The following is a 25,142-nucleotide window of genomic DNA, read 5'->3' as shown; positions in this document are numbered from 1 at the left end:
ACCAGCTTACGAATTCGCTCGAGCTGAACGGGGGCAACAATGGCTCCAATGTCGATGGCCTTATCGAGAGGTGAGCCGACGCGCAAGGTCTCCATACGCGCGCGGATTTTCGTGACTAGAGATTCAGCGATGCTCTCCTGCATCAACAGGCGCGATCCCGCGCAGCAGACCTGTCCCTGATTGAACCAGATGCCATCAACGAGCCCTTCCACCGCGCTATCAAGATCGGCATCGTCGAAGATGATGAACGGCGACTTCCCGCCCAGTTCGAGCGACAGCTTCTTATGACTCTGGGCTGTGGCTTTGCGAATCGCGCGTCCAACCTCGGTCGAGCCGGTGAAAGCGATCTTGTCCACATCGGGATGCTTGACCAGCGCCTCGCCCGTGCGTCCATCGCCGGTCACAATATTGACCACACCCTTTGGCAGTCCAATCTCCTGACAGATTTCTGCGAATGCGAGCGCAGTAATCGGCGTAAACTCCGCCGGCTTCAGAACCACGGTGTTTCCGGTCGCCAGCGCGGGCGCGATCTTCCAGGCAAGCATTAACAGCGGGAAATTCCACGGAATCACCTGCCCCACAACTCCGCAGGCTGCGTATCCTGGAAACTCCTGATGCAGGAGCTGCGCCCATCCGGCATGATGATAGAAGTGGCGCGCTACAAGAGGTATATCGATATCGCGGCTCTCTCGAATCGGTTTGCCATTGTCGAGCGTCTCCAATACGGCAAGCTGGCGCGAGTGCTTCTGCACCTGTCGCGCCAGGGCATACAAGTACCGTGCCCGCTCATGAGGCGTGAGCGAGTTCCATCCTGGGAACGCAGCGCGAGCCGCTTTGACCGACGCGTCAACATCGGCCGCGCCTCCTTGAGCAACACTGGCGAGCTTGTCTCCGCTCGCTGGATCGGTAGTGTCGAAGTACTCGCCTTGCATCGGTTGCTGCCAGCCGCCATTTATGAAGTGTCCGAACTTGCGTTTATGACGATCGAGCCATGCAAGCGACTCTTTCGGGTCCTCAAGTGCCGGACCGTATTCCATCGATTCGAACTTTTCGGCAATTTTGCTCATAGAATTTGACTGCGTGGTTCCGGCCGCCGTCTCACCCCAGCAGCCGCAACACCGGCGTCCGCCGGAGACCCCGCCGGCCGTTTCGGCTGGCGATTTCCATGTTGTTGGATAAGACGAATAGCTGGCTCTCGCGCAGTCGTTTGCTTACAAGATGCTCGCATTTAAACGCGCTCCTGGTTCTGCACACAGCGTACCGGCCGAGGGCGGCCGGAACCACGTAAGCAAAGACTACTCAATTCATTCATGCGATCGGATGTCTGTAATCCGCCGAGTAACGACCCGTGGCGTAATACTCGAGCTGCCGTTCAATGTCCGCCAGCATTCCACTGGCACCAAAGCGGAAGAGATTCGCGTTGAGCCAGCGGCCGCCGAGTTCATCTTTGATCAACGCGAGCCATTCGAGCGATTGCTTGGCCGTACGAATCCCACCCGCAGGTTTGAATCCAACGATCATGCCCGTGCGCGTGGCGTATTCGCGAATAGCGCGTACCATGACGAGCCCTACGGGTAAAGTTGCGTTTACCGTTTCCTTTCCCGTGGAGGTCTTGATGAAATCCGCGCCAGCCATCATCGCGACCATGCTGGCGCGGGCAACATTGCGCAATGTGGCGAGATCGCCGGTGCCGAGAATCGCTTTCATGTGCGCTTTGCCGCAGGCTTCTTTGAAAGTTGCGACCTCGTCGTACAAGGCTTGCCAACTCCCGCTGAAGACATGTGCGCGGGTGATGACGATGTCGATCTCCTGTGCTCCGGCATCCACCGAGCGACGGATCTCGCCGACACGTTCGGCCAACGGGGAAAGTCCGGCGGGAAACCCGGTTGAGACAGCGGCCACCTTGACCCCGCTGCCTTCAAGAGCACGAACCGCCGTCTCCACAAAGCTATGGTAGACACAGACAGCGGCAATCTTGAGCTGGAAGTCGTCCAATCCCAACTGCTTCATGATCGACTGCTGTACTGGCTGCTTTGCCTTCGCGCATAAGCGAAGGACGCGCTGATGGGAGTCGTCGCCGGAAAGCGTCGTAAGATCCATGCAGGTAATGGCGCGCAGCAGCCATGCCACCTGCCACTCCTTCTTCACCGTGCGCCGCGTAACCAGGCTTTGCGCCCGGCGCTCCACCGCGCTGGTATTCACGCGAACGTCTTCTACCCAGTCCAGATTGAGTGGCACACCGCAGTTGGGCTGCAGCTCGCCTTTTTGGATCGGCGTGGTATGCGCCTCGGCAATACGGCGTTCGAGGTCGGTTTTCACCGCCATAATTGTTCTCCCCTAACAAGAAGCGTGACAATCATAATGAGGCTTTGCGGAGTTCGGTATTAGATTACGCAATGATACGCGCCTGATTTTCGTACTAGTCCATGAGGCATCCACGATTGGCCGATTCCCAAACCAGAGAACGGTGCTGACCTAACTCTGAAAGACGTTCCCTTCCCCTTTTCACGTAAATTCTCGTTTTAAAGGACTTACGGGTAGAACCAACATGTTTGCAACACAACATCTTCGATTGTGGGTATCGAGCAATCGAACATCTTGTGTTTAGGGGGAGAATCTTTCCAGGTTTTACGTAGATTTTTTGGGCTAGCTTCATCTCCATGGCGAGGTCGTAGAGCCCATTCCTTTACCATCGTGCAGTACCTTCTCAGTCTGGAACGCTGGCGTGCCATCCACACCTCCTTGCTATGACACAGAGCAAGCGAAGTCAACAGAGCAAACGAGGCTTTCGTTTCTATCGCGGAGAATAAGGTGACGGAAGAAGCGGCTTGCAGACGCGGAAGAAAAACCGTACTCGGCGCACCCCACAATTGCTTCGTTTGCAGCCGCGTTAGAGCGATGGATTTTCAATCCGTTGCTTTACGAAAACAAATCAATTTTAGTAATACCGCTGATCGACATTGATTGCGCGATGTTGATTACGTCGTTCTGGCCGCTCTCGGCCGGGCTTTTTGATTTTGATTTCGCGATTTGCGGTCGGAATTCCTGACATAGTCGCCAGAGCGAGTAATCACGGAACTGCACATGTAGAACCGGTCGAGCGCGGCCGGAACTACAAAATCACATAACCAAGTCGTAAATGCTCTTTTTCTCCTCGGGGACGAGTCCAATGGCATTCGTGACTGCCTTTCTGCACCGTTGTTGTAAACTTTCCGGTTTCAAAGTGTTCACCTACCATGGGCTTCCCGCCGGAACGTCCGGCAAAGTCTCAGCAAAAGCGAATTCCTTTGAGGAGCGATACGATGCGTAAACTCCTGAGCCTGGCGCTCGGAATGATTTGTAGCACCGCTGCGATGTCGGCACAGACAGCCGACGAGCTCGTCGGAAGGAACCTTGAGGCCAAGGGCGGAGTGGACAAGATCAAGGCAATTAAGACGCTCAAGTATTCGGGCAGGTTCCAGCAAGGAAGCTTCACCGCACAAGTATCGGAAGAAGCAAAGGCTCCTAACAACATCCGCGAGATGTTTACGGTTCAGGGCATGACCCAGGTCCAGGCTTACGACGGTAAGACCGGCTGGCAAATATCTCCTTTCCAGGGCCGGCGCGATCCCGAGATGCTCGGTGAAGATGATCTGCGCGACATCGTTGAAGATGCCGACTTCTATGGTCCGCTGGTGGACTACAAAGACAAAGGCAACACCATCGAGTATCTCGGGCGTGACTCGGTCGACGGCGATGACGTGTACCGCTTGAAGGTCACGCTCAAGAACGGCGACATCGTTTACTACTACCTCGATCCGGACACTTATATTGAGATCCGCACTGAGCGTCAGCAGTTCATCCGTGGCGCTGTGAAGGAAAGCCAGACTGATCTTGGCTCGTACAAGCAGGTAAACGGCGTGTTCTTTCCGTTCTCGATCGTCAGCGGTCCGAAGGGCCGCCCCGAGCAGAAGGGGACGGTAACCATCGAGAAGATGGAAGCGAACATCGATATTCCGGATTCGGGATTCAAGATGCCGGCTGCTCCGGCAACGCCCGCTGCCAAGCCCGCGGGCAAGCCGGGCGTGGAATAGAGGATTCTACTTGCACGCAAGCCCTAATGAAGCTGGCATCCTGAGGCTTTTGGTGTCAGTGCCGGCGGCGGTACTGACATGAACAACACAAGCTGCAGCACCGAAAGGACTTCTTCGAAATGACTTCGAGCACCAAAGTGGGAATGTACCTGCGCCTCCTAACTGCTGTGTCGGTTTCCCAAATTCTCTTCGCCAGCTCATCCCTCGCGCAGCAACCTGAGCCAAAATCCGTGCGCTTTGATGCTGGAACCATTTCGGGACTTCCCGCTCGCAACATCGGCTCTGCAACCATGAGCGGGCGCGTTGCGGCTGTAACCGCTTTTGCCGATAAGGGCCGCCTGACCGTCTTCGCCGGAGCAGCAAGCGGCGGTGTTTGGAAGTCGGTGAATGGAGGCAGCAGCTTCCGTTCCGTTTTCGATCAGCCATCTGTGCAGTCGATCGGGGCGCTGGCCGTTGATCCCACGAATACGAAGATCGTGTGGGCAGGCAGCGGCGAGAGTTGGATGCGCAACAGCGTCTCGATCGGCGACGGCATTTACAAATCCGTTGACGGCGGCGAGAACTGGACGAACGTTGGCTTGAAAGACTCAGAGCACATCGTGAAGGTGATCGTGCATCCGAAAGAAGGCAACACAGTATTTGTCTGCGCGACCGGATCTGCCTTTGCCGACAACGATGCCGGTGGTGTTTACAAGACGACCGATGGCGGCAAGAGCTGGCGCAAGGTGCTCGCCGGCGCAAACCGTTCTACGGGTTGCGGACAGATGTCGATGAGCCCGCAAGAACCGAATACTTTCTATGCGAGCACGTGGGATTTCCGCCGCCAGCCATGGACCTTCCGCTCCGGAGGTCCGGGCAGCGGAATCTTCAAATCTACCGACGGCGGAGAGCACTGGAACGAGATCACCGAGAGCAGCGCCAAAGGGCTGCCGCCGAAGCCGTACGGCCGGATCGCGATCGCAGTAGCTCCGTCGAAGCCACAGACCGTGTACGCGATGATCGAGTCGAAGGCCAGCGCGCTCTATCGTACTGACGATGGCGGACAGAACTGGAAGAAACTCGACGCCAGCCAGTACATGGTCTGGCGTCCATTCTATTTTTCCAATCTGATCGTCGATCCCAAGAACGAGAATAAGGTGTTCAAAGTCGATCTCGTTCTGTTGCTGAGCGTGAATGGAGGTGAGAGCTTCAGCGCAGTTTCAAATCAGGCCCACGGCGACTTTCACGATGTGTGGATCAATCCCGACGATCCCAACACGATCTTCGCAACCGACGACGGCGGGCTCTGGCGCAGCTTCGATGGGGGAACGCGCTGGGAGCACCAGATGAACCTTCCGGTCTCCCAGTTCTATCACGTGAGCGTGGATAACCAGATTCCCTACCACGTGTACGGCGGGCTGCAGGATAACAGCTCATGGGTAGGTGACTCTTCGTATCCAAGCGGCGTCACCAACTCGCGTTGGGAAAACATGTATGGCGGCGACGGTTTTTGGATGTGGGAGGACCCCTCCGATCACAATTACATTTACGCGGAAGCCCAGGGCGGCGAGATCGGGCGCGTAAATCGCTGGACGCATGAATCGCGCGCAATTAAGCCTTATCCGCAATACGGCGAGAAGAAGCTCCGCTTCAACTGGAACACTCCAATCCAGATCAGTCCTAACGATAAGAACACGCTGTACCTGGGCGCCCAGTTCCTCTACCGGTCGCGCGATCATGGTCAATCTTTCGAGCGAATTTCTCCTGACCTGAGCACGAACGATCCCGAAAAGCAGAAGCAGGAAGAATCTGGCGGCATCACCGTCGATAACTCCGCGGCGGAGATGAACACGACCGTCTACAGCATCTCCGAGTCTCCCAAGAATGGACAACTTATCTGGGTGGGAACTGACGACGGCAATATCCAGATCACGCGCGACGGCGGCAAGAACTGGACAAACGTCGCAGACAATTCGCCCGAAATCGGAAAGGGTTCATGGATTACCTGGGTGGAAGCCAGCCGCTACGACGAAGGCACCGCGTACGTCGCGGTCGATCGCCACATGTATGGCGATATGACTGCTCACGTTTTCAAGACTACTGATTACGGAAAGACCTGGAAGTCGATTATGGCGGCCGACAGCGGCGTTCGCGGCTGGGCGCACGTCATAAAAGAAGATCTAGTCAGCCCGAATCTTCTCTTCCTGGGAACTGAGTTTGGACTGTATATCAGCAACGACGGCCGTGAGCGTTGGGCGCAGTACAAGGGCAGCGCCTTCCCAGCGGTGGCTGTTGACGACTTGGTGGTTCAGCCACGCACCAATGATCTGGTGCTTGCGACTCATGGTCGGGGTATTTGGATCATCGATGACATCTCGCCTTTCCGCTCTCTTAATCCCGGAATCATGCAGGAGGAAGCTGGCTTCCTCCCGATCCCCAAAGGGACACAGTGGTTGGAGGCTTTTGCCGGATGGCCAGAAGGCGCAAATTCCTTCAACGGTCCGAGCCGTCCAGATGTGGCGACAATTCCTTATTATCAGCGCGCGCGTCACATCTTCGGCGATCTGAAAATCGAAATCTTCGATTCAAACGGCAAGCTGGTGGATACGGTTTCGAGCAGCAAACATCGCGGCGTGAATCGCGCAGAGTGGTCGATGCACCTGAAGCCGCCGAAGGTCCCGCCTGCAGCTAGCGCTTCATTTGGCGCGGCATTTGGCCCCCGCGTTCTGCCCGGGAGTTATACAGTGAAGATGACGAAGGGCGACAAGACTTACGAATCGAAAGTCGATGTTGTTCTCGATCCGCGGGTGAAATTTACCGACGAAGATCGCAAGCAGCAGTTCGATCTCGCCACCAAGCTTTCTGCGATGCTCAATCACATGAGCTGGGCGGTGGATTCCATCATCGCGGTGCACGATACCGCGAATCACGATGCGAGCGGACTCAAAGACAGGGATGCGCTGAAGCAAAAGCTGACTAAACTGGCGGCCGATTCCGACACTATTCGAAGCAAGATTGTCGCTACTAAAGAAGGTGGAGCGATCACCGGTGAGGAGCGTCTGCGCGAATTTCTCGCCGGTCTTTACAGCGACGTGAACGGCTATGAGGGCAGGCCGACCGATTCACAAGCGGAGCGTACTGAAGTCCTACGGCGTGAGCTCGAAGATGTAATCGGAGAATTTCAGAAGCTGGTCACTCCGCAGCTTGATTCGCTCAACAAGCAGTTGACAGCAAAGAAGCTGCAGCCGATTAGGTTGATTCCAGAACAGGAATGGCAGAAGGCGCAGGACGCAGTGGAGTCTGGAGCTGCGACTCCGAGTGTGCTGGGAATGCGGGAGATGGACTGAGATCACCAAAACTGTATGACTGATGAAAATCCCAAACCCGCCACCAAAATTCGTGTCATCGAGGACCATGAAGCTAGCGGCGAAACCGCTGCCGCTTACGACTTTTGGCGGGCTGGATCGGAACGTCACCGAGTTCCAGGCATCATCAAGTGTTTTGGAGCGCGGCCTGACTTCCTGCGACAAGTTGTGGGGTGTTCGAGTACCCTTCACTTCTCTGAGGGATACCTCTCTCGACACCATAAAGAGATGCTGGCTACTTACGTCTCATCGCTGAACCGTTGCCCATATTGAATCGACAGTCACGCTTACTTCCTGCGGGTCCAGGGAGCCTCCGATGTGACGGTAGCCGCGATTGCCGAAGGGAAGTTACAAGACGCAAGTCTCTCCCTGGCTGAACGCGCGTTGCTGGAGTATGCAAAGCTGATTACAGAATCAGCCAGCCGGTCCACATACGAAGACGTACAGCGGCTGCGAGAAGCAGGTTGGACAGAGAATCAGATTTCCGAAGCTGTTTACGTAATCGCAATATTTGCCTTCTTCAACCGTATCGCGGATGCCTTTGGTGTGCCCTCACAAAACTATCTGCAAACAGGCAAGCTGACTCCGTGAAAAGGAGACTCACCGGAGCGCCCGGGCCCCTCGCCCGGCGAATTGGGACGTAGGTTCGAAGTGCGAACCTTACCAATTCGCGAGCTTCGTCAGCCTCGCCGGGCAGAGAGGCGCTCGGGGCGCTCCGAGTCTTCAGTTTTGACCGATTTTGTTGCCATTTCGGTACGATTCTGGGATTTGCGCACCGGCCAGCTTCTCGGCTAGTTTATTTGCATGCGGTACTCTCGTGCCGCGGTGCTTTTGGCCTCGCACCGCATTTTCTTTGCCGTCCTGTTGCTGTTTCTCTCTTCGAGGTTTTTTTGCGCTCAGCTCGTGGGCAGCTCGGAGCCATCTGCTGCACGATACGTCCTTACCGGAACTGTTGTGAGTTCGGCGACGGGCGCCGGCATTCCGTACGCGTTAGTACAACTGGATCAGAGCGCCAAGCTTGCAGACCAGAATGGGAACTTTCGTTTCGAGAACCTGATCTCCACCACGGTAAACCTCCAGGCGCACAAGCCGGGCTTCTTTCAGGAAAATGAACTCGCCGAACCTCACGCTCCCGCTCCCAACGTGGTCACGCTCTCATCGCCTTCCACGAATCTCGTCGTGCGACTCGTGCCGGAAGCGGTAATCAGCGGACACGTTGAGAACCCTGAAGGCGAGCCGCTCGATGGACTGCCGGTTCGTTTGCGTTTTGGCCAAATTATGAATGGGCGGCGAGTGTGGCAGCAGCATGGGAATCGTGCCACGGACGAAGACGGCAACTTTCGAATCGCGGATCTCAGGCCAGGCACATACTTCGTGGAGGTGGGTCCTAACATGCGAGCCAGACCCCTCGCAGAGAAGGAGAAATCTGAGGTCATTCCCGCCCTCTACTATCCTGGAGTGCGCGAGCTAAGCGCGGCAACACCGCTCCGCATTCTTCCCGGCCAGCGCGTCAACTTGGAGTTCACCACGCGGAGAGTTCCGGCATATCGTGTCTCGGGGGCGGTTACTGGCATCACGGGAAACAGCGGCGGCCTCAGGCTTCTCGATCAGGATGGCGAAAGCACAAACGTCCCGATTCGACTTGATCCCAGAACGGGACGCTTTGATGCCTTCCCGATTCCGGCAGGCACTTATCACCTGCGTTTCAACGGGCGTGATTTCGAGGGAACTGAGCTCTACGCGGATGTCCCTCTGAATGTTAATGGAGATTTGCCCGAGCTCCGAATTCCGGTCGTACGCACCATGACGATTCCGGTGGAATACCAATCGGACTACAGCAAACCCGAAAGCACTCCGTCTCCATCAATCGGGATGGTTAGTGGAGGCGGTCGTTTCTCTAACAACCGCCGAATGCACTCTGCGCAGCTGAGGCTGGTCTCGCGCAAGCCCCCATATCAACAATTCTGGGCTGGAAGCCAGACTGCAGGAGGAGTAGAAGCCTTTCGTGGCCTCGAAGCCGGCACCTACGACGTGGAGGTTGAATCTTTGGGATACGGCTATGTGTCGTCCATTACTTGCGGCGGTAGGGACCTTCTTCGTGAACCTCTGATTTTGGCCGACGGCTCAGATCCCCAGCCCATTCAAGTTGTCACCCGCGATGACGGCGCGTCGCTGAGTGGGTCGGTCCAAATCGCGAATAGCGCGCAATTTGCGCAAGTCCTGATGATCGATGAGGACAGTGGCGTCCCTCCTCGGCAGGTGTTCGTGAACGGCTCCGGCACCTTTCAGGTTCAGGGCCTTGCGCCGGGACGGTACGACATCATGGCTTTCGACCGGCTCGACGGAATCGAATATCGCAATCGTGAAGCTCTAAGCGCTTATCTGTCTCACGCCGCACATGTAACACTCAGCGCCGACGAGCAGGCGAAGGTCACCGTTGATTTAATTCGCACAAGAGAATGAAAAACCGAGTCTTACTTTTAGCCGTGGTAGTTCTGGATATTTCGGCAGCCTTTACGCAGCAGAGCTCCCAGAGAGCCGTTCGAAAGTTCACCGCAAGCGGAAGAGTCGTGAATGCCCTGACTGGAGAAGCTTTGCGTAACCCGTCTGTCCAGCTCGTTCCCACGACGGACCGCGCCAAGCCGCTAGACGCCAACATTGGCCTGGATGGCTCGTTCGAATTTCATGGGCTTGAACCCGGCAAGTACTCACTGGTTGGGCAAGCGCGGAACTTTCCCCGGCAGGCGTTCGAAGAGCATGACAACTTCAATACCGCCATTGCAGTTGGCCCCGATAAGATCAGCACGGGAATTATTTTTCGTCTGCGGCCGGAGGGTTCTATTTCGGGACGCATACTTGACGAGCACAATGAACCTGTTCGCGAAGCCCAGGTGTTGCTATTCCAGAGAAGCACCGATAGTGGCAAACGACTGATCGAGCACCGGTCGCAGGTAAACAGTGATGACGAGGGCGAGTACCACTTCAACCATCTTCGGCCGGGAATGTACTATGCCGTCGTAGCTGCGCAGCCGTGGTATCGCCGTTATTTGCAGGTGAATATGCGGAGGCGAGACTCATCCGCGGCTGCAGCCGATCTGGATCCGGCGCTCGATGTTGCGTATCCGATCACGTATTATCCTGGCGCGACCGATGTTGACAACGCTGGCGCCCTGATCGTTCATCCCGGCGATCGGCTTTCGGCAGACTTTGAGCTTGCACCGGTACCCTCACTGCACGTAACAATGGTTAATATCGGGGGCGAAACGGGACGTGTGATGCCCAATTTGCGCGCCCGTGTATTTGGTGATTCCTCGGTCTTTGCGCAGGTTATGACGACCGGTCGACAGAATGAAATGGAAATGTCAGGCATTGCGCCGGGAAACTACTCGTTGACCGTGATGCACCGCGATGGAACAGAATCCAGAATGTCGTCCCAAGAGATCAGTTTGAGCGCTGACACGCAACTTGATGCCACCGCCGTCGCGACTGTGGAGCAAATCCACGGACGGATCAAATATGACGGCGCAACTCCCCCATCGAATGCTTTCCTTCAATTCCGTGATGCGAACGCTCAAGGAGAGATGGGAACGCGTCCGGACGAGCATGGCGAATTCAAACTGCAACCGCCGCATGCAGGACGTTACGTAGTCTCTCTCGGCAACTCTTCGGGATACGCGATTCGTACCCTGTCGGCAACTGGAGCACGAGTGAGCGGGCGCACACTCGAATTTACGGGTGCAGAGCCAGTAGAGCTGACCATCGAAGCTTCGGAAGGGGTGGGACAAATTGACGGAACTGTCATGAACAGTGACGAACCTGTCTCCGGCACGATGGTTGTACTCGCTCCGCAGGACATAGCGGACAATGCCTCACTCTTCCGGCGTGACCAGAGTGACAGCGACGGCACTTTCACGCTACACGACGTCGTACCGGGTCATTACACAGCTATTGCCATCCAGAACGGATGGGATATGGAATGGGCCTCGCCTGAAGCGCTGCGACCTTATCTTGCGAAAGGAACGTCTGTGGTCATAAACGGCAAAGAGAAGCTGGAGATCAAGGTCGCCGCTCAGTGACTTTCAAAACCAGTCACTTCTGTAGGCCACCCACCAGCTGATGAATGCTGCTGGTATGGTTGCGAGTAAGCCCCAGAGTAACGGCAGGGAGACGTCCGCAATCAGACTCAGCACCATGAACGTGGTCCAGAAGATTTTTTTTTGCACGCTAGTTTGTCTCCGCTTGTTGCCGGACTACAAGCACGCCGGCTCCGCGAATTCCATCGCGCTTTAGCGTCTGCAGGGCCTGGTTGGCCTGATCCACAGGAAAGAGGTTGACTTGGATGTGAATTGGGATTTCGGCTGCCGCGCGAAGAAAGTCCTGTCCATCCTGGCGTGTGTTGTTGGCTACGCTACGGATCTTGCGCTCCCAGTAGAGCAGGTTATACGGGAATGACGGAATGGAACTCATGTAGATGCCGCCTAACACAAGAGTTCCTCCACGCTTCAAATTCTTCAGCGCTGCGGGTACAAGTTCTCCGGCCGGCGCAAAGACAATTGCAGCGTTGAGTGCCACAGGAGGATCGTCGTGAGCGCCGCCAACCCATTCCGCACCTAATTCCAGAGCGAGTTTGCGATGCTTGTCTTCCCTGGTTGATACCACCACTCGCATGCCCCAATGAAGCGCAACCTGGATGCAGACGTGACCCGCCGCGCCAAAACCGTAGATGCCCAATGTATCCCCACGCTGGAGCTCAGTGAGCCGCAGCGCGCGAAATCCGATAATACCGGCGCAGAGCAGCGGGGCGGCTGACCAGGCGCTGAATCCATCAGGAATCGGATACACAAACTGTTCGGGCGCGACAACGTACTCGGCGTAGCCGCCGTTGACGCTCCATCCGGTGTAGAAGGCGTTCGGGCACAGGTTTTCTCTTGCGCGTGTGCAGAACTCACAGCGGCCGCAAGTACGATGCAGCCACGGAATACCCACGCGCGAGCCCACCGGAAATTTTCCAGCACTCGAACCGCCGCGCACAACTCGCCCAACGATCTGGTGTCCAGGGACTACCTTGGGTAGCTTGGGTGGAAGCTCACCTTCCACGACGTGCAGATCCGTGCGGCATATTCCGCAAGCACTTACCTCGACGAGAACTTCGTCATCCGCGGGCTCGGGAATTGCTACTTCGGACAGTACGAGGGGACTCGCGTCAATCGCTGCGGGTTGAGGCAGAACCATTGCTTTCATCGTGCCTGCCATTCGTTTACATTAAGACATCCTTACATTTCCTCGCGAGGACTGGATGATCGTCGCCACCTATTATCCTGAGATTACTGTCGACAATTCGCCGCTGCGCATGTTTCTCGCGGCACCTAAGATCGAAAATAAGAAGAAGTTTCCCGGAATCATTTTCTACTCCGACATTTTCCAACTCACCGGACCCATGCTACGCGCTTGCGTACGTCTAGCGGGATATGGGTTTGTCGTTGCAGCACCGGAGATTTATCACCGCATCGAGCGACCCGATACTGCGATTGCATTTGACGATGCCGGACGCGTGCGAGGCATGGAAAATGCCTCCAACACAGAGGTCGCCGAATTTGATCGCGACTGCCGTGCTGTACTCGATTTTCTGGCGCAACATCCCATGGTGTCGCCAGCCAAGTTAGGAACTGCCGGCTTTTGCATCGGCGGACATCTTTCCTTTCGGGCCGCGCTCCAGCCCGACGTGCGCGCAACCATCTGCTTCTACGGTACAGGGATCCATGATGGCAGGCTTGGCAAAGACGCTGACGCCGGATCGTTAGAGCGCGCCGCAGAAATTAAGGGCGAGTTGCTAATGATCTTTGGCGAATCTGATCCTCATGTTCCGAAAGAAGGACGCGAAAAAATCCGAACCGCACTGCAACAGGCTGGCGTGAAGTATCGCGAAAAAACCTATCCTGCCGAGCACGCATTCATGCGCGATGAGGGACCGCGTTACGATCCGGAGTGCGCGGATCTCGCATTCGCCGATATGATGCATCTCTTCCGTAGTACGTTAGGCGAGAGCTCCGGAACTACGGCCTAGACGCACAAATCGATTACCATGCTTCCAAGCTGACAGTCTGCAGCCCTTCTATTCTCATGCGCAAACGAATTCAGATCATCCTTCTCGTCTTCATCGTGCTTGCCGGCGTCCGGCTTCTTCTCATTTATCACGAGCGCCACGCTCCGGTGACCACGCCAAACACCACGCAATCGAATTCCATTCGCAGTGCTGATGATTATGTGGTTCCTACGCAGCTGCATTCTAGCGATCTGAAATCCGCGAAGGAAGACCTTACTGGAAAAACGGTCTGGGTAAAGGTCGGAAACTATCTCAACTACTTTCCCTGTTCGGGCGGACACGTCGACTTCAAGCACTCCGCCGGAATACTTCCGCCGCTGAAGAAGCTTCAGATCACCGACGTAATCGCGACTGCAGCTCCGGACGCAAAGAGCAAGGAAATCTCGCCGGGAGTGCGAATCCGCGCGCAGCAGGTGCTGGCGGTCTTCAAACCTGCGGGTGAGACGAAGATATATGCAGTCTCCATCGGAAGCAGTCGCGGTGGAAATTACACTCTCTTCATCAACGACACCTTTTTCTTTGATGACCCTCGCGAACTCTACAAGCATTGGCCGTCAGAGGTGTGGGCTGCCATCGATCGGCATGAGGCGCTAAAGGGCATGAGCATACGGCAGGTGAACTTCGCGTTGGGAGTAGGAGTGAATCAAAGCGGCACTGTTGGCGACATCTACAAGTTCGACAACAACGGTCATCCTGTCACGGTTACATTCGAGAATAACCGAGCTACCCAAGTGGTCCCAACATCTTGAAGACCTCGCGCACCAAAAACTGAATTAGGGTAATCTCATCCTCCGGAGGAGCCACCCTGATGATGATGGATTGGAACGAATATCAAAAAGAGCTGTTGACCACGATTGGGAAGCTTGCGCAGATCAGCCCGGAGACCGTCACGGGCTATCAGACTCTGCATGCCGCGGGAAAAAAGACAAATCTTCTCGGAGCTAAAGTCCGCGAATTGATCGCATTGGCAGTCGCAGTCACGACCCACTGCGATGGATGCATTACGGTGCACACCGGCAACGCCATTAAAGCCGGTGCGACGAAGGAAGAAATCGCCGAAGCGCTCGGCGTGGCAGTTGCGATGAACGCTGGAGCGGCGCTGGTTTATAGCGCGCGCGTGATGGACGCCTACGCTGCCAGGACGCAAGACGAGGCTGTAGCGGCGAGCTAATCTTCAGGCCAGAGGATCCGCCTTGAAGGCGGATCCCTCCGCGGCGATTTTCCGCTCTCGCCAGCCGTAATGAACCGACTTCAAGTTAAGCTTCAGGCGTTATCGTACGACGCATGTTCTCCTCGCTATTGGGGAGGGCAATTGAGAGAAGAACGTCACGACGCGTACAGGTCTTTCGCTTTTGCTCCCAAATCGAGCTGCAAGAACATCTTCGAGTGGCGTTCATATACTTGGTACACAGCGCGAAAAGCCCCAACGGCGGGTTATCCCTCTAATTTCTGGATGTTAGACTTTAAAGGACGGCATGGCGGAATACCTGGTCAATACCGCCGACGAGCGCGGACATGTCTCTGAGCACGTAGAGCACGGGGCCTCGGTCGCCGAGGTTCGCGACCGCTTTGTGCAACAGGGGCTGCTTGTCACTTCCATCAAGGCCCGCGGTCTTCTTCGAAAAGCCGGACCAGGGCGGCAGAAGAAGCTCAAACTCGAGCAATTTGTCATCTTCAACCAGCAATTTCTGACTCTCATTCACGCCGGTTTGCCGATTCTGCAGGGCCTCGATCTGCTCAGCAAACGTCAGAAGAACCGCTACCTACGATCCATTCTCGAGAATGTTCGACAGCGCGTCCGCACTGGAGAGCTGCTTTCAGAGGCATTTCGACACGCAGCTCCGAATGCGGTTTCAAGGGTCTACACGACAACACTTCTCGCTGGTGAAAAGAGCGGCAACCTGGAAGAAGTTCTGAGCCGATTCATCGCTTTTCAGCGCGTCGCATTGGCATTTCGCAAGAAGCTATTGGCGTCGCTGGTTTATCCGGCGCTTCTCGTCATCATGGTCATGGTGATGTTTACGTTTCTTCTGAGCTACGTGGTTCCGCAGTTCCAGGGTCTGTATTCCCAATTGGGAAGCGGAACGGCGAGTCTGCCTTCGATCACTCTATTTGTAATCGATATCGGCGAGATCGTGAAGCACTGGCTGTGGGCAATCATCCTGGGTTTGGTATCGGCGATTTATCTGCTCGTGCGATGGAGCAAAACTGACGCTGGATCGATGACAATCGACCGCTTTCGTCTTTCGCTGCCCCTTGCAGGCGGTATCTGGCTGAAATACCAGGTAGCAATTTTCTCGCGCACGCTGTCCACTTTGTTGAGCGGCGGACTTCCCCTGGTGCAAGCACTCGAGACCGCAGGTTCCTCGATCGAAAGCAAACTGTTGTCGAACGCAGTTCTCTCGTCCGTGCAGAAGGTGCGGGAAGGCCGCGCTCTCTCCAAGAGCCTGGAAGACACCGCGATGTTCCCGGAACTGGCGTACCAGATGATTGAAGTAGGCGAATCGACGGGAGCTCTACCAGCCATGCTTACCTCAATCGCCGAATTTCTAGAAGAAGACGTACAAACCGCATTGAGCGCGGCTTTGTCCTTAATTGAGCCCGTGATTCTCATCGTAATGGGACTCGTGGTTGCCACCGTATTGATCGCTCTTTATCTCCCGATCTTCTCGCTGGGAGCGCAGGTCGGAGCGGGATCTTAAAGTCATATGGCAGATACAGCATTATTTGTTGGCGGCGCGTCAGATGCGAATTCTGAAGCGCGCGCGCGCGATTTAGCCCGACGCTACCGTCGCGAGTTCGTCGATCTGAAGAACTACCACATTCAGCACGAACTCTTCCGTACCGTCCCCGTGGACCTGATGTTCCGCTACAACTTTGTTCCACTCGAGGAACACGGCGACGAGCTCACGATCGCGATCTCAGATCCGAGTCGGCTGATGATGATCGACGAAATTGGCCTGCTGCTGAACAAGCGCGTGCACACCAAGGTCGCAACGCTGGCTCAGATCGAGGAGATTCTCAAGAAGACGGAGCAGTCGCAGCGGGTGCTCGACGAGGCCACCGAGGGGTTCACCTTCGACGTCGTGCGTGAAGATGAAGCCGGCGACGAGACCATCTCCATCGAGCGTCTGACGTCGGAAGAAGACATCAGTCCGATCATTCGCCTCGTGGACACGACGATCTTCACCGCCTTGGAACGTCGCGCAAGTGATATCCACATCGAAACTCAGGACGATTCGGTGCTCGTGAAGTACCGCATCGATGGCGTGCTGCAACAGGCTATGCAGCCGATCTCGAAGGAGCACCACTCGACGATCATCTCGCGCATAAAGGTCATGAGCGAGCTCGATATCGCCGAGCGCCGTGTCCCGCAGGACGGCCGCTTCCGAGTGAAGTACAAGGGACGATTGATAGACTTCCGCGTCTCCATCATGCCCACGGTACATGGTGAGAATGCGGTGCTGCGCGTGCTGGATAAGGAGTCGATGAGCGAGAAGTTTCGCAAGCTCACGCTCGATGTGGTTGGATTTGACGAGGATGACCTCCGCCACTTCCGCCGCTACATCAAAGAGCCTTATGGAATGGTGCTTGTAACGGGCCCAACTGGCTCCGGCAAAACCACGACCCTGTATGCCGCGCTAAACGAAATCAAGAGCGAGGAAGACAAGATCATCACGATTGAAGATCCGGTGGAATACCAGATTCGGGGTATCACCCAAATTCCGGTAAACGAAAAAAAGGGACTTACCTTCGCCCGTGGATTGCGATCGATCTTGCGCCACGATCCCGACAAGATCCTGGTCGGAGAGATTCGCGACACCGAGACCGCGCAGATCGCGATTCAGTCCGCACTGACTGGCCACCTTGTGTTCACGACTGTTCACGCTAACAACGTTGTGGACGTCATCGGGCGCTTTCTCAATATGGGAGTCGAGGCCTATAACTTCGTCTCTGCATTGAACTGCATTCTGGCGCAACGTTTGGTCCGCGTAATCTGCGACTCCTGCAAGCAGCCCGTGCACTACACACCTGAACAGCTCGAGGCCAGCGGTTTGGATCTGAAAGAGTGGGGCAACTTCACTTTTTATGAAGGCGAGGGGTGCATTGAGTGCGCCGGCACTGGATATAAGGGCCGCACCGCCATTCACGAGTTGCTGGATCTTACTGATCGCATTCGTGAACTGATACTGGAGAAGAAACCTACATCTGAGGTGCGCAAGGCTGCGGGCGAAGAAGGAATGCGCTTCCTTCGCGAAGCTGCGCTCGCAAAGATTCGCACCAACGTAACAACGCTCAAAGAGATTAACAAGGTAACCTTCATCGAGACGTCCCGATAGTATGGCAACTCCAAAACAAGCAAAACCGCGGCTGGCGTGCGAGATCACAACGCAGAGCCTGATCGCGGCGCGCGCCAAGTCCGACGGGAGCGCAATCGATGTACATACTGTCCGCCGTTTGGAAAAAGACGTCGTTCGTCCATCATTGAGCGCCGGGAATGTAACCAACGGCTCAGCTCTGGGCAATGTTATCTCCAGCGCACTCTCTGCTCTGGGCGGCCGCAAACGCGACGTTGTTGCCGTGATTCCCGACGCGGCGGTTCGCGTGTTATTACTGGACTTCGACACGCTTCCCGAGAAAACCACGGAGGCGGAACCGATTGTGCGATTTCGGCTGCGCAAATCGGTGCCATTCGACGCCGATCAGGCTGCGCTGTCTTTCCAGAACTATCGTAAGAGCGAAGGCGTAAAAGTCTTAGCCGCGCTCACGCCCCGCGAGGTCCTTCAGGAATACGAGTCGGCATTTCAGGGCGCCGGATACGAGCCCGGATTTGTGCTGCCCGCCACACTGGCTGCACTCAATGGAGTCGAAGCCGATCGTCCCACGTTGCTGGTGAAGGCCGATGGAAACTTCATCTCTGTGGCAATCGCCGATAAGAATGAAGTCATCTTCTACCGCATGCTCGATGTCATTGCCGGCAGAACCGGGACAGCGATTGCTGACGAGGTGTATCCATCCATCGTGTTTTTCGAGGATAACTACTCGGCAAAGATCGAGCGCATTCTGCTGTCATCGGTCTCCGAGGTAGAGGAGCTCACGCGGGCGCTGGAGGAGCAGACAGGAGTACGGCCCGAAACACTCGATGCAGGAGCTCACGCCGGCGAAAGTCTCTCCGGGGACGGCCTTCCCGATTCGGCGCTTGCAGGCGTCGCAGGAGCACTGACGCACTCATGAGAATTGCGATCAATCTTGCGTCACGTCCTTATCAGGACGAACGCCAGTTCTACCGAAATTGGGGCTCGGCGCTTGCTTTCATAATCCTACTTACCGGCTTCCTGATATTCGTTTCGATTCGGCACCATTTCAACTCGGAACGGCAGTGGGCTCAGGCGCGAGAGGCAGAAGCCAGGTTGGCGGAGCTCAAAAAAGAGGAAGCACAAGCTCGGCAGATTCTTTCTCAGCCTGAAAATCGCGGAACACGTGACCGATCGTATTTCCTCAATGCCGCCATTATGCGTAAGTCTTTCTCCTGGACTCGGCTTATGGAGGACATGGAAAAGGTTATGCCGGCTGGTCTTCGCGTCACGTCGATCTCGCCAGGCGTCGACCGCAACCATTTCGTCCTGAAGCTACAAGTTGAAGGTGAGAGGCGCGACACCGCGGTAGAGCTGCTGCGGAACATGGAAAAATCATCGCACTTCCGCTCGCCTAAGCTCAGCACCGAGACGCACACTAAGAACGGCCAGAGCGGTGGCGTGAAGTCGAATATCTTTACCGCCTACTTGCCTGCCGAGCCGCTCGAGGGAGGCGGCGAATAGATGGCCGACTTCTCTCGCGTTCGAAAGCGCATCATTTACTCCATTGTTGCTTTGGGAGTTGTGGACGTTGCAGCCGTCGTTTACCTTGCGCTTCCCTTGCGCGCAGGCTCAGCGCAGCCGGAGCAAGTGAATGCGCAGGCCGAAGAGGAGTATCGTCGGCTTAGTCATACTAATGTTCCGTTGCGTGGCATCGACCAGAAGCTGGCTCAGGCTCAGAAGGATGATGCCTCTTTCATCGAGAGAAGAGTCCCATCCCGTTACTCTGACGTCGTCGCGGAGTTAGGAAAACTCGCGAGCGCCAACCAGATCAGCATCGCCTCGGTCAATTACGCTAGTACCCCGGGCGAGCTGCCAGGCATGCTGAATCTGGAAATGCACGCCGGACTGGCCGGGCAATATGTGAATTTGGTGAAGTTCCTGAACGCGGTGGAACGTGACAAGATGTTCTTTATCATCGACAGTATTGGATTGACTGGGCAGAGTGGAAAGGGCGGGCAACCAGCCGGTTATGTTCATCTCGACGTGAAAGTCGATACGTTCTTGCGAGCGCAAAGCTGAAATGAAACTTGGAGCGGAAGAGAAGAAGAAGGTTTTCGCGATGGGAGCTCTGCTGGCAATTGCAGTGCTCCTGCTGCTGCGCGCTTTCTTTTTTTCCGGTGCGCCAGCAAGCGCTGTCGCTGCCTCAGCTACCTCTAACGCCTCGCTCCAAAATGGAGCCGGGGGCCGCGGTAAGCCAACTCCTCCGCTCGATCCAACTCTCCGCACAGACTTGCTGAAGAATAGCGAAGAGGCGTTATACAAAGGTAGTGGAAGGAATATTTTTGAGGAGCAGGCCGCACCGCCAATTCCGGCCGTAACACACAAGGTCATCGTCGAGGACAATACTCCAAAACCACCTCCGCCGCCTCCACCGCCACCGCTAATTCCGCTGAAGTTTTATGGCTTCGCGAGTAAGCCGGGACAGGCTAAAGCAATTTTCCTCGCCAATGGGGACGATATCTTCATTGGTCATGAAGGCGAGATCGTGAACCGCCGGTACAAGATCATACGCATTCATCCGACACAGGTTGAGATCGAGGATGTGTTGACCAACAACCGCCAGAGCATTCCGCTCACACAGGGTTGAAGTAATGCGGTTTAAAAGGTCAGTCCGAGGAAATCGTCAGAGTGGATACGTTCTGCTCGCGATCCTGTTTGCCTTGACGGTTTTGATCGTCGGTCTGGCAGTTGCGGCACCGCGTGCCGCTGTCGCCTTGCAACGCACGAAAGAGGATGAGCTCATCCGCCGCGGCCAGCAATACGCACTAGCTATTCGCCGGTTCTACAAGAAATTTGGACGCTATCCTTCCAACATCGATCAGCTCGAGAACACAAACAACATCCGCTTTCTCCGCCGGCGATATCTGGATCCGCTCACGGGTAAGGACGATTGGGCTCCGATCCAATTGGGGCAGGCAAGACCTGCAACCGGCTTCTTTGGACAGAAGATCACCAACACTTCAGGAATGAGTCCCTCAGGACCAGGTTTAGGCCCCTCCAGGATCGGAACCAGCCTCGGCAATAGCAGCAGCTCTCAGTCTGGCATAGCCGGCACAGATCCGAATCCCTCGAACAGCGCTGGCTCAAGCGGAGCAACTGCTTCTGCAAGGGGGGGTGCTGCCGGAGCGCCTTTTGGGCCTGCAGGCTCGGCGGGTAATCCGCTATCGAGTGATCAACTAAGCGGACGCACGTTTGGCGGAGGTGCAATCGTGGGTGTCTCCGTGCCCTCAGAGAAAGAATCGCTGAAGGAATTTCAACAGAAGAATCACTATAAGGATTGGCAGTTCGTATACGACCCCACGATGGATTCCACTTTGCGCGGGGGTACGGGTGCAGGAGCCGCTACCGGAATTCCTGGGGGAATGCCCGGTATTGTCCCCGGACAAGGAATTGGCGGGCCCAATTCTGGCCTTCCAGGCACCCTCAACGGTCCATTGAACAATCCTTCGCCCAATCCAATGTCGGGACCGCCTCCGAATCCTCATTAACTGAGAAACAAAAAGGCCTCGCTTTCGCGAGGCCGGGAAACAGCTAATAAGAGGAGAAGTTAAACGCTAAATGACGATCCGCAGCCACACGTGCTCTTCACGTTGGGATTGTCAAATTTGAAGCCGGCTGCCTCCAGAGTCTCCACATAATCGACGACGCATCCTTGGAGGTACATCAGAGAGGTGGCATCAACGAACACCTTAAGCTCATGGAAACTAAAAACCTTATCCATGATGCCGGCGGCATTTTCGAAGTTCATGGAATAGCTGAAACCAGAGCAGCCTCCACCCACAACTCCGATCCGCAGACCGGCAGGCATCGGGTCCTGCTGCGCCATGATCTCTTTCACCTTAGCCACGGCCGTAGGTGTAAGACTCACTGGAAAACTGGGCGTAGTCTCAATATTGGGTTGTACGGTAGTTGCCATTCTCTTCTCCTCGATGAAACCTCAGTATATCAGCCGCTTAGCAGTGATTAGAAGCACTAATCTCTTAGATGGTTTAGTGGCTTGGTGGATGCAGATTGTAGGCGAACCGCAGCTTGTTGGGAAGGCCGGGCAAGGGCACCCGGACGATGCGTGATAGCAAAAAGCGAAGTGCATCCGGGCGCCCTCGCCCATGAAATGCCTGCAATCGCAAACAGCTTCAAGCGATTACATATTTCCCAGCATCGATCACCCTCGCCGCGATCTGTTGCCGCAAGGAGATCGTGTTCGTTGGATCGTGCTTTAAGAGGCGCCGCAGAATCGTAGTCTGTATTCGAAGATTGTCCCCTTCTGAAGCTGCGGCTACTACTTTGCGTGCTGCCACTTCAATCTTCGCCATCGCTTCCGAGAGATACACCTGAGTCATCGCAATCGGCAGAGCGGAACCGGACTCGCCACCCGACTGGATCAATTTCAGCGTGCGCAGCAGCACCGAGTCCATAGCGAAAACCTCGATGATGATGTCTGCTAAAGCCGCCATCACCTCTTGCTGCTCAGCCAGTTCCATCATGTAACGCTGCGAAGCAACACCTGCCGCAAAAAGGCCCACCTTTTTCGCATTCGCTACCAGCGCCCGTTCTGTGTTCAAGTCACCTTCGGCCTCCTCCCCCGTAGAAGGACCCGAAAGCACCTCATCCATCAACTTCTTGATGGCTGGCATGAGCGCGAGCTGCCCGCTCATCGCGCGCTTCATCAGCCAGCCGGTAATGATCATGCGGTTGATCTCATTCGTACCTTCAAAAATGCGATTCACACGCGAATCACGGTAGGCACGCTCGGCCGGATATTCCTCGACAAAGCCATAGCCGCCATATATCTGCACAACATGGTCGACGACCTGATCGAGCATCTCCGATCCCCAGACTTTGAGAATCGAGCACTCAACCGCGTATTCCTCAATGCCTTTGCGAATTTGCGTCGAAGCATCGGGACTGTGCTTATCGATACCACGCAATGCCTCGTCGATCATGCCGACGGTTCGGTAGGCCAGCGACTCGCCCACATAAATGCCGATCGCGACATCGGCGAGCTTTTCGCGGATTAGACCAAAATCGACGAGCGCCTTTCCAAAAGCCTTGCGCTGCTTGGCGTAGTTGAGTCCGGCGAGCAGCGAGGTTCTCGCTCCACCGACGCATCCAGCGCCCAATTTGAAGCGGCCGATGTTCAGGATGTTGAAGGCGATGACGTGTCCCTTGCCGATTTCGCCGAGAAGGTTACCGACCGGCACCTTGCAATCGTTGAGGATGAGTGGACAGGTTGACGAGCCACGAATCCCCAGCTTCTTCTCCTCAGCTCCAACGGAAAATCCAGGAAAGGTCCGCTCTACGACGAACGCCGAGAATTTCTCGCCGCCCACTTTCGCGAAGATTACGTACAGGTCGGCAAAAGAGGCGTTCGTGATCCACATCTTCTCGCCGTTCAGGATGTAATGCTTGCCATCAGACGACAGATCGGCGCGCGTGCGACAGTTGAGCGCATCCGATCCGGACGACGACTCCGACAACGCATATGCCCCAACCCACTCGCCGGAGGCCAACTTAGGCAGATACCTTTGCTTCTGCTCGGGAGTTCCGAAATAAACAATCGGCAGTGTGCCAATTCCGACGTGAGCGCCCCAGGTGACACTGAAGCTTCCCGATTTGGCAATATAGTCGGCGATAATGGCGGAGGTGACCTTGTCCATCTCCATTCCGCCGTACTCCTCGGGAATGTCGACCGAGGTCAGGCCAAGCTCACTGGCTTTCTTGATCAGGTCGCGGCTGACGGAGAAGTCTTTGTGCTCAATCTTGTCGATGTTCGGGACGATCTCTTTCAACGCAAACTCTTCGGTCGTTTGGGCGATCTGGCGATGCTCGTCGGTGAAGTCCTCAGGAGTGAAGACCTCTTCGGGCTGAATATCTTCGATGAGAAAGCTGCCGCCTGCGATTTTCGTCTTGGGAATTGCTGCCGTTGCCATTCAAACCTCCAAAAAACAACTGAATACGGAGGCACAGAGGAAAGGAGGTTATGGAGCAGAGCGGATTACGTCGTGACTTCGTATGCGGCGCCCCAAATGGCAACCATGCGAAATCTGTTCCTTCTACCTTCCGGTCTTCCGTGTTCTCCGTGTTCAATTTAGGTTCTCAAAAATGCCCGCTGCACCCATCCCTCCGCCGACACACATAGTCACAAGTCCGTACTTCCCATTTCGGCGTTTCAGCTCGCGGATCACACTGGCAGTGAGCTTGGCGCCGGTACAACCTAACGGATGGCCCAGCGCAATCGCGCCGCCATTCGGATTCACCTTTGCCGAATTCAGCTCACCCGCCTTGATCACAGACAGCGACTGCGCAGCAAATGCTTCATTCAGTTCGATAACGTCGATCTGATCAAGCTTCAGCCCAGCAATCTTTAGAGCCTTGGGAATTGCATACACCGGACCAATACCCATCTCTTCCGGCTTGTATCCGGCAGTCGCAAATGCAACGTAGCGCGCCAAAGGCTTGATGCCAAGTGCCTGCGCACGTTCTACCGACATGACGACGGCAGCCGCTGCGCCATCTGACATTTGTGAAGAATTACCGGCGGTCACGGTTCCCTTCGCGTGGAAGGCTGGCTTCAACGCCGAGAGCGCTTCGATTGATGTATCGGCACGTGGACCGTCGTCCATCTTGAACTCGATGTCGATGCGCTTTGGTTTGCTGCCGTTTGGAGTAGTGAAACTCACCGTCACAGGAACGAGTTCATCGTTGAATTTGCCGGCAGCGATCGCCGCCATCGCTTTTTGGTGACTTGCCAACGAGAATTCATCAGCCTGCTCGCGGGTAATTCCGAAGCGCTGTGCCAGTCGTTCGGCCGTGAGTCCCATGGAAAGGTATGCGTCGGGATAGTTCTCTATGAGCCAGGGATTCGCGCTGACCTTGTTTCCTCCCATGGGAATCATGGTCATCGATTCCACACCACCAGCGAGGATCACATCAGCTCCGCCGGACATGATGCGTTCAGCGGCCATTGCGATGGACTGCAATCCAGAAGAGCAGAAGCGATTAATTGTCATCGCCGAGGATTCAACCGGAAGCCCTGCTCGCAGCGCTGCAATCCGCGCGACATTCATTCCCTGCTCTGCCTCAGGCATTGCGCAGCCGAGGATCACGTCTTCGATCTCTTTTGCATCAAGTTGCGGCACTCGAGCGAGAGCGCCCTTGATTGCAACCGCGGCCATATCGTCCGGACGCGTCGCGCGCAGACCGCCCTTGTAGGCTCGGCCAACTGGCGTTCGCACCGCACTAGCTATGACTACTTCACGCATAA

General features: G+C 55.7%; 22 protein-coding genes. 16 read left to right on the top strand and 6 right to left on the bottom strand.

The window, feature by feature from the left end; all coding sequences use genetic code 11:
• Positions 1-1,037: aldehyde dehydrogenase (locus DMG62_10515; GenBank protein PYY23083.1), on the bottom strand; the 1,037-nt coding region annotated here is incomplete at its 3' end.
• A 271-nt stretch (positions 1,038-1,308) separates the two neighbouring features.
• On the bottom strand, positions 1,309-2,325 hold the full coding sequence (gene deoC / locus DMG62_10510; GenBank protein PYY23075.1) for a deoxyribose-phosphate aldolase: 1,017 nt from the start codon (positions 2,323-2,325) through the stop codon (positions 1,309-1,311).
• Between the two features lie 977 nt (positions 2,326-3,302).
• Here deoC and DMG62_10505 point away from each other — a divergent pair.
• The 6 genes from DMG62_10505 (at position 3,303) to DMG62_10480 (ending at position 11,493) form a co-directional block, all read left to right on the top strand.
• Positions 3,303-4,073: a hypothetical protein gene (locus DMG62_10505; protein ID PYY23074.1), complete on the top strand. Its 771-nt coding sequence runs from the start codon at positions 3,303-3,305 to the stop codon at positions 4,071-4,073.
• Positions 4,074-4,216: 143 nt separating this feature from the next.
• Positions 4,217-7,399 (top strand): sialidase, encoded by a 3,183-nt coding sequence (locus tag DMG62_10500; GenBank protein PYY23082.1) that lies wholly within the window; start codon positions 4,217-4,219, stop codon positions 7,397-7,399.
• Positions 7,400-7,414: 15 nt separating this feature from the next.
• Positions 7,415-7,690 carry a hypothetical protein gene (locus DMG62_10495; GenBank protein PYY23073.1) on the top strand — a complete coding sequence of 92 codons (276 nt, stop codon included), beginning with the start codon at positions 7,415-7,417 and terminating at the stop codon, positions 7,688-7,690.
• Positions 7,691-8,008, top strand: coding sequence for a hypothetical protein (locus DMG62_10490; GenBank protein PYY23072.1), 318 nt, complete (start codon positions 7,691-7,693; stop codon positions 8,006-8,008).
• A 213-nt stretch (positions 8,009-8,221) separates the two neighbouring features.
• Complete coding sequence (locus DMG62_10485; GenBank protein PYY23071.1) at positions 8,222-9,880, top strand: hypothetical protein; 1,659 nt, start codon at positions 8,222-8,224, stop codon at positions 9,878-9,880.
• Positions 9,877-11,493, top strand: coding sequence for a hypothetical protein (locus tag DMG62_10480; GenBank protein PYY23070.1), 1,617 nt, complete (start codon positions 9,877-9,879; stop codon positions 11,491-11,493). Before DMG62_10485 ends, DMG62_10480 begins: the two co-directional genes overlap by 4 nt.
• A 148-nt stretch (positions 11,494-11,641) precedes the next feature.
• Here the strand turns inward: DMG62_10480 and DMG62_10475 are convergent, their stop codons facing one another.
• The gene (locus tag DMG62_10475) at positions 11,642-12,658 is read right to left on the bottom strand and encodes an alcohol dehydrogenase (GenBank protein ID PYY23081.1); all 1,017 of its coding nucleotides are present in this window, start codon (positions 12,656-12,658) and stop codon (positions 11,642-11,644) included.
• A gap of 55 nt (positions 12,659-12,713) precedes the next feature.
• Between DMG62_10475 and DMG62_10470 the strand changes: the two genes are divergently transcribed.
• From DMG62_10470 to DMG62_10425, 10 genes are all read left to right on the top strand, one after another.
• The gene (locus DMG62_10470) at positions 12,714-13,481 is read left to right on the top strand and encodes a dienelactone hydrolase family protein (protein PYY23069.1); all 768 of its coding nucleotides are present in this window, start codon (positions 12,714-12,716) and stop codon (positions 13,479-13,481) included.
• Between the two features lie 56 nt (positions 13,482-13,537).
• Positions 13,538-14,269, top strand: coding sequence for a hypothetical protein (locus DMG62_10465; GenBank protein ID PYY23068.1), 732 nt, complete (start codon positions 13,538-13,540; stop codon positions 14,267-14,269).
• A gap of 62 nt (positions 14,270-14,331) precedes the next feature.
• The gene (locus DMG62_10460) at positions 14,332-14,691 is read left to right on the top strand and encodes an alkylhydroperoxidase (protein PYY23080.1); all 360 of its coding nucleotides are present in this window, start codon (positions 14,332-14,334) and stop codon (positions 14,689-14,691) included.
• Positions 14,692-14,995: 304 nt separating this feature from the next.
• Positions 14,996-16,222, top strand: coding sequence for a type II secretion system F family protein (locus DMG62_10455; GenBank protein PYY23067.1), 1,227 nt, complete (start codon positions 14,996-14,998; stop codon positions 16,220-16,222).
• A 6-nt stretch (positions 16,223-16,228) separates the two neighbouring features.
• Positions 16,229-17,860 (top strand): pilus assembly protein PilB, encoded by a 1,632-nt coding sequence (locus DMG62_10450; protein ID PYY23066.1) that lies wholly within the window; start codon positions 16,229-16,231, stop codon positions 17,858-17,860.
• Between the two features lies 1 nt (position 17,861).
• Entirely contained in the window at positions 17,862-18,755 is an 894-nt protein-coding gene (locus tag DMG62_10445; protein PYY23065.1) for a hypothetical protein, read from the top strand.
• Positions 18,752-19,339, top strand: coding sequence for a hypothetical protein (locus DMG62_10440; GenBank protein ID PYY23064.1), 588 nt, complete (start codon positions 18,752-18,754; stop codon positions 19,337-19,339). Before DMG62_10445 ends, DMG62_10440 begins: the two co-directional genes overlap by 4 nt.
• Positions 19,340-19,897 carry a hypothetical protein gene (locus tag DMG62_10435; GenBank protein PYY23063.1) on the top strand — a complete coding sequence of 186 codons (558 nt, stop codon included), beginning with the start codon at positions 19,340-19,342 and terminating at the stop codon, positions 19,895-19,897.
• A gap of 1 nt (position 19,898) precedes the next feature.
• Entirely contained in the window at positions 19,899-20,465 is a 567-nt protein-coding gene (locus tag DMG62_10430; protein ID PYY23062.1) for a hypothetical protein, read from the top strand.
• Positions 20,466-20,469: 4 nt separating this feature from the next.
• Positions 20,470-21,366, top strand: coding sequence for a hypothetical protein (locus DMG62_10425; protein PYY23061.1), 897 nt, complete (start codon positions 20,470-20,472; stop codon positions 21,364-21,366).
• Between the two features lie 59 nt (positions 21,367-21,425).
• On the opposite strand, the gene DMG62_10420 is transcribed toward DMG62_10425, so the two are convergent.
• From DMG62_10420 to DMG62_10410, 3 genes are all read right to left on the bottom strand, one after another.
• Entirely contained in the window at positions 21,426-21,794 is a 369-nt protein-coding gene (locus DMG62_10420) for an iron-sulfur cluster assembly accessory protein (protein PYY23060.1), read from the bottom strand.
• Positions 21,795-22,011: 217 nt separating this feature from the next.
• Positions 22,012-23,808, bottom strand: a complete 1,797-nt coding sequence (locus DMG62_10415) for an acyl-CoA dehydrogenase (protein PYY23059.1) — start codon at positions 23,806-23,808, stop codon at positions 22,012-22,014.
• A 153-nt stretch (positions 23,809-23,961) separates the two neighbouring features.
• On the bottom strand, positions 23,962-25,140 hold the full coding sequence (locus tag DMG62_10410) for an acetyl-CoA C-acyltransferase (GenBank protein PYY23058.1): 1,179 nt from the start codon (positions 25,138-25,140) through the stop codon (positions 23,962-23,964).
• Positions 25,141-25,142: the final 2 nt, after the last annotated feature.

This window comes from Acidobacteriota bacterium (assembly GCA_003225175.1).
Taxonomy (GTDB): Bacteria; Acidobacteriota; Terriglobia; order Terriglobales; family Acidobacteriaceae; genus Gp1-AA112.
Note: the sequence above shows the minus strand (reverse complement) of the source record. Positions and strands in the feature narration are given on the sequence as shown.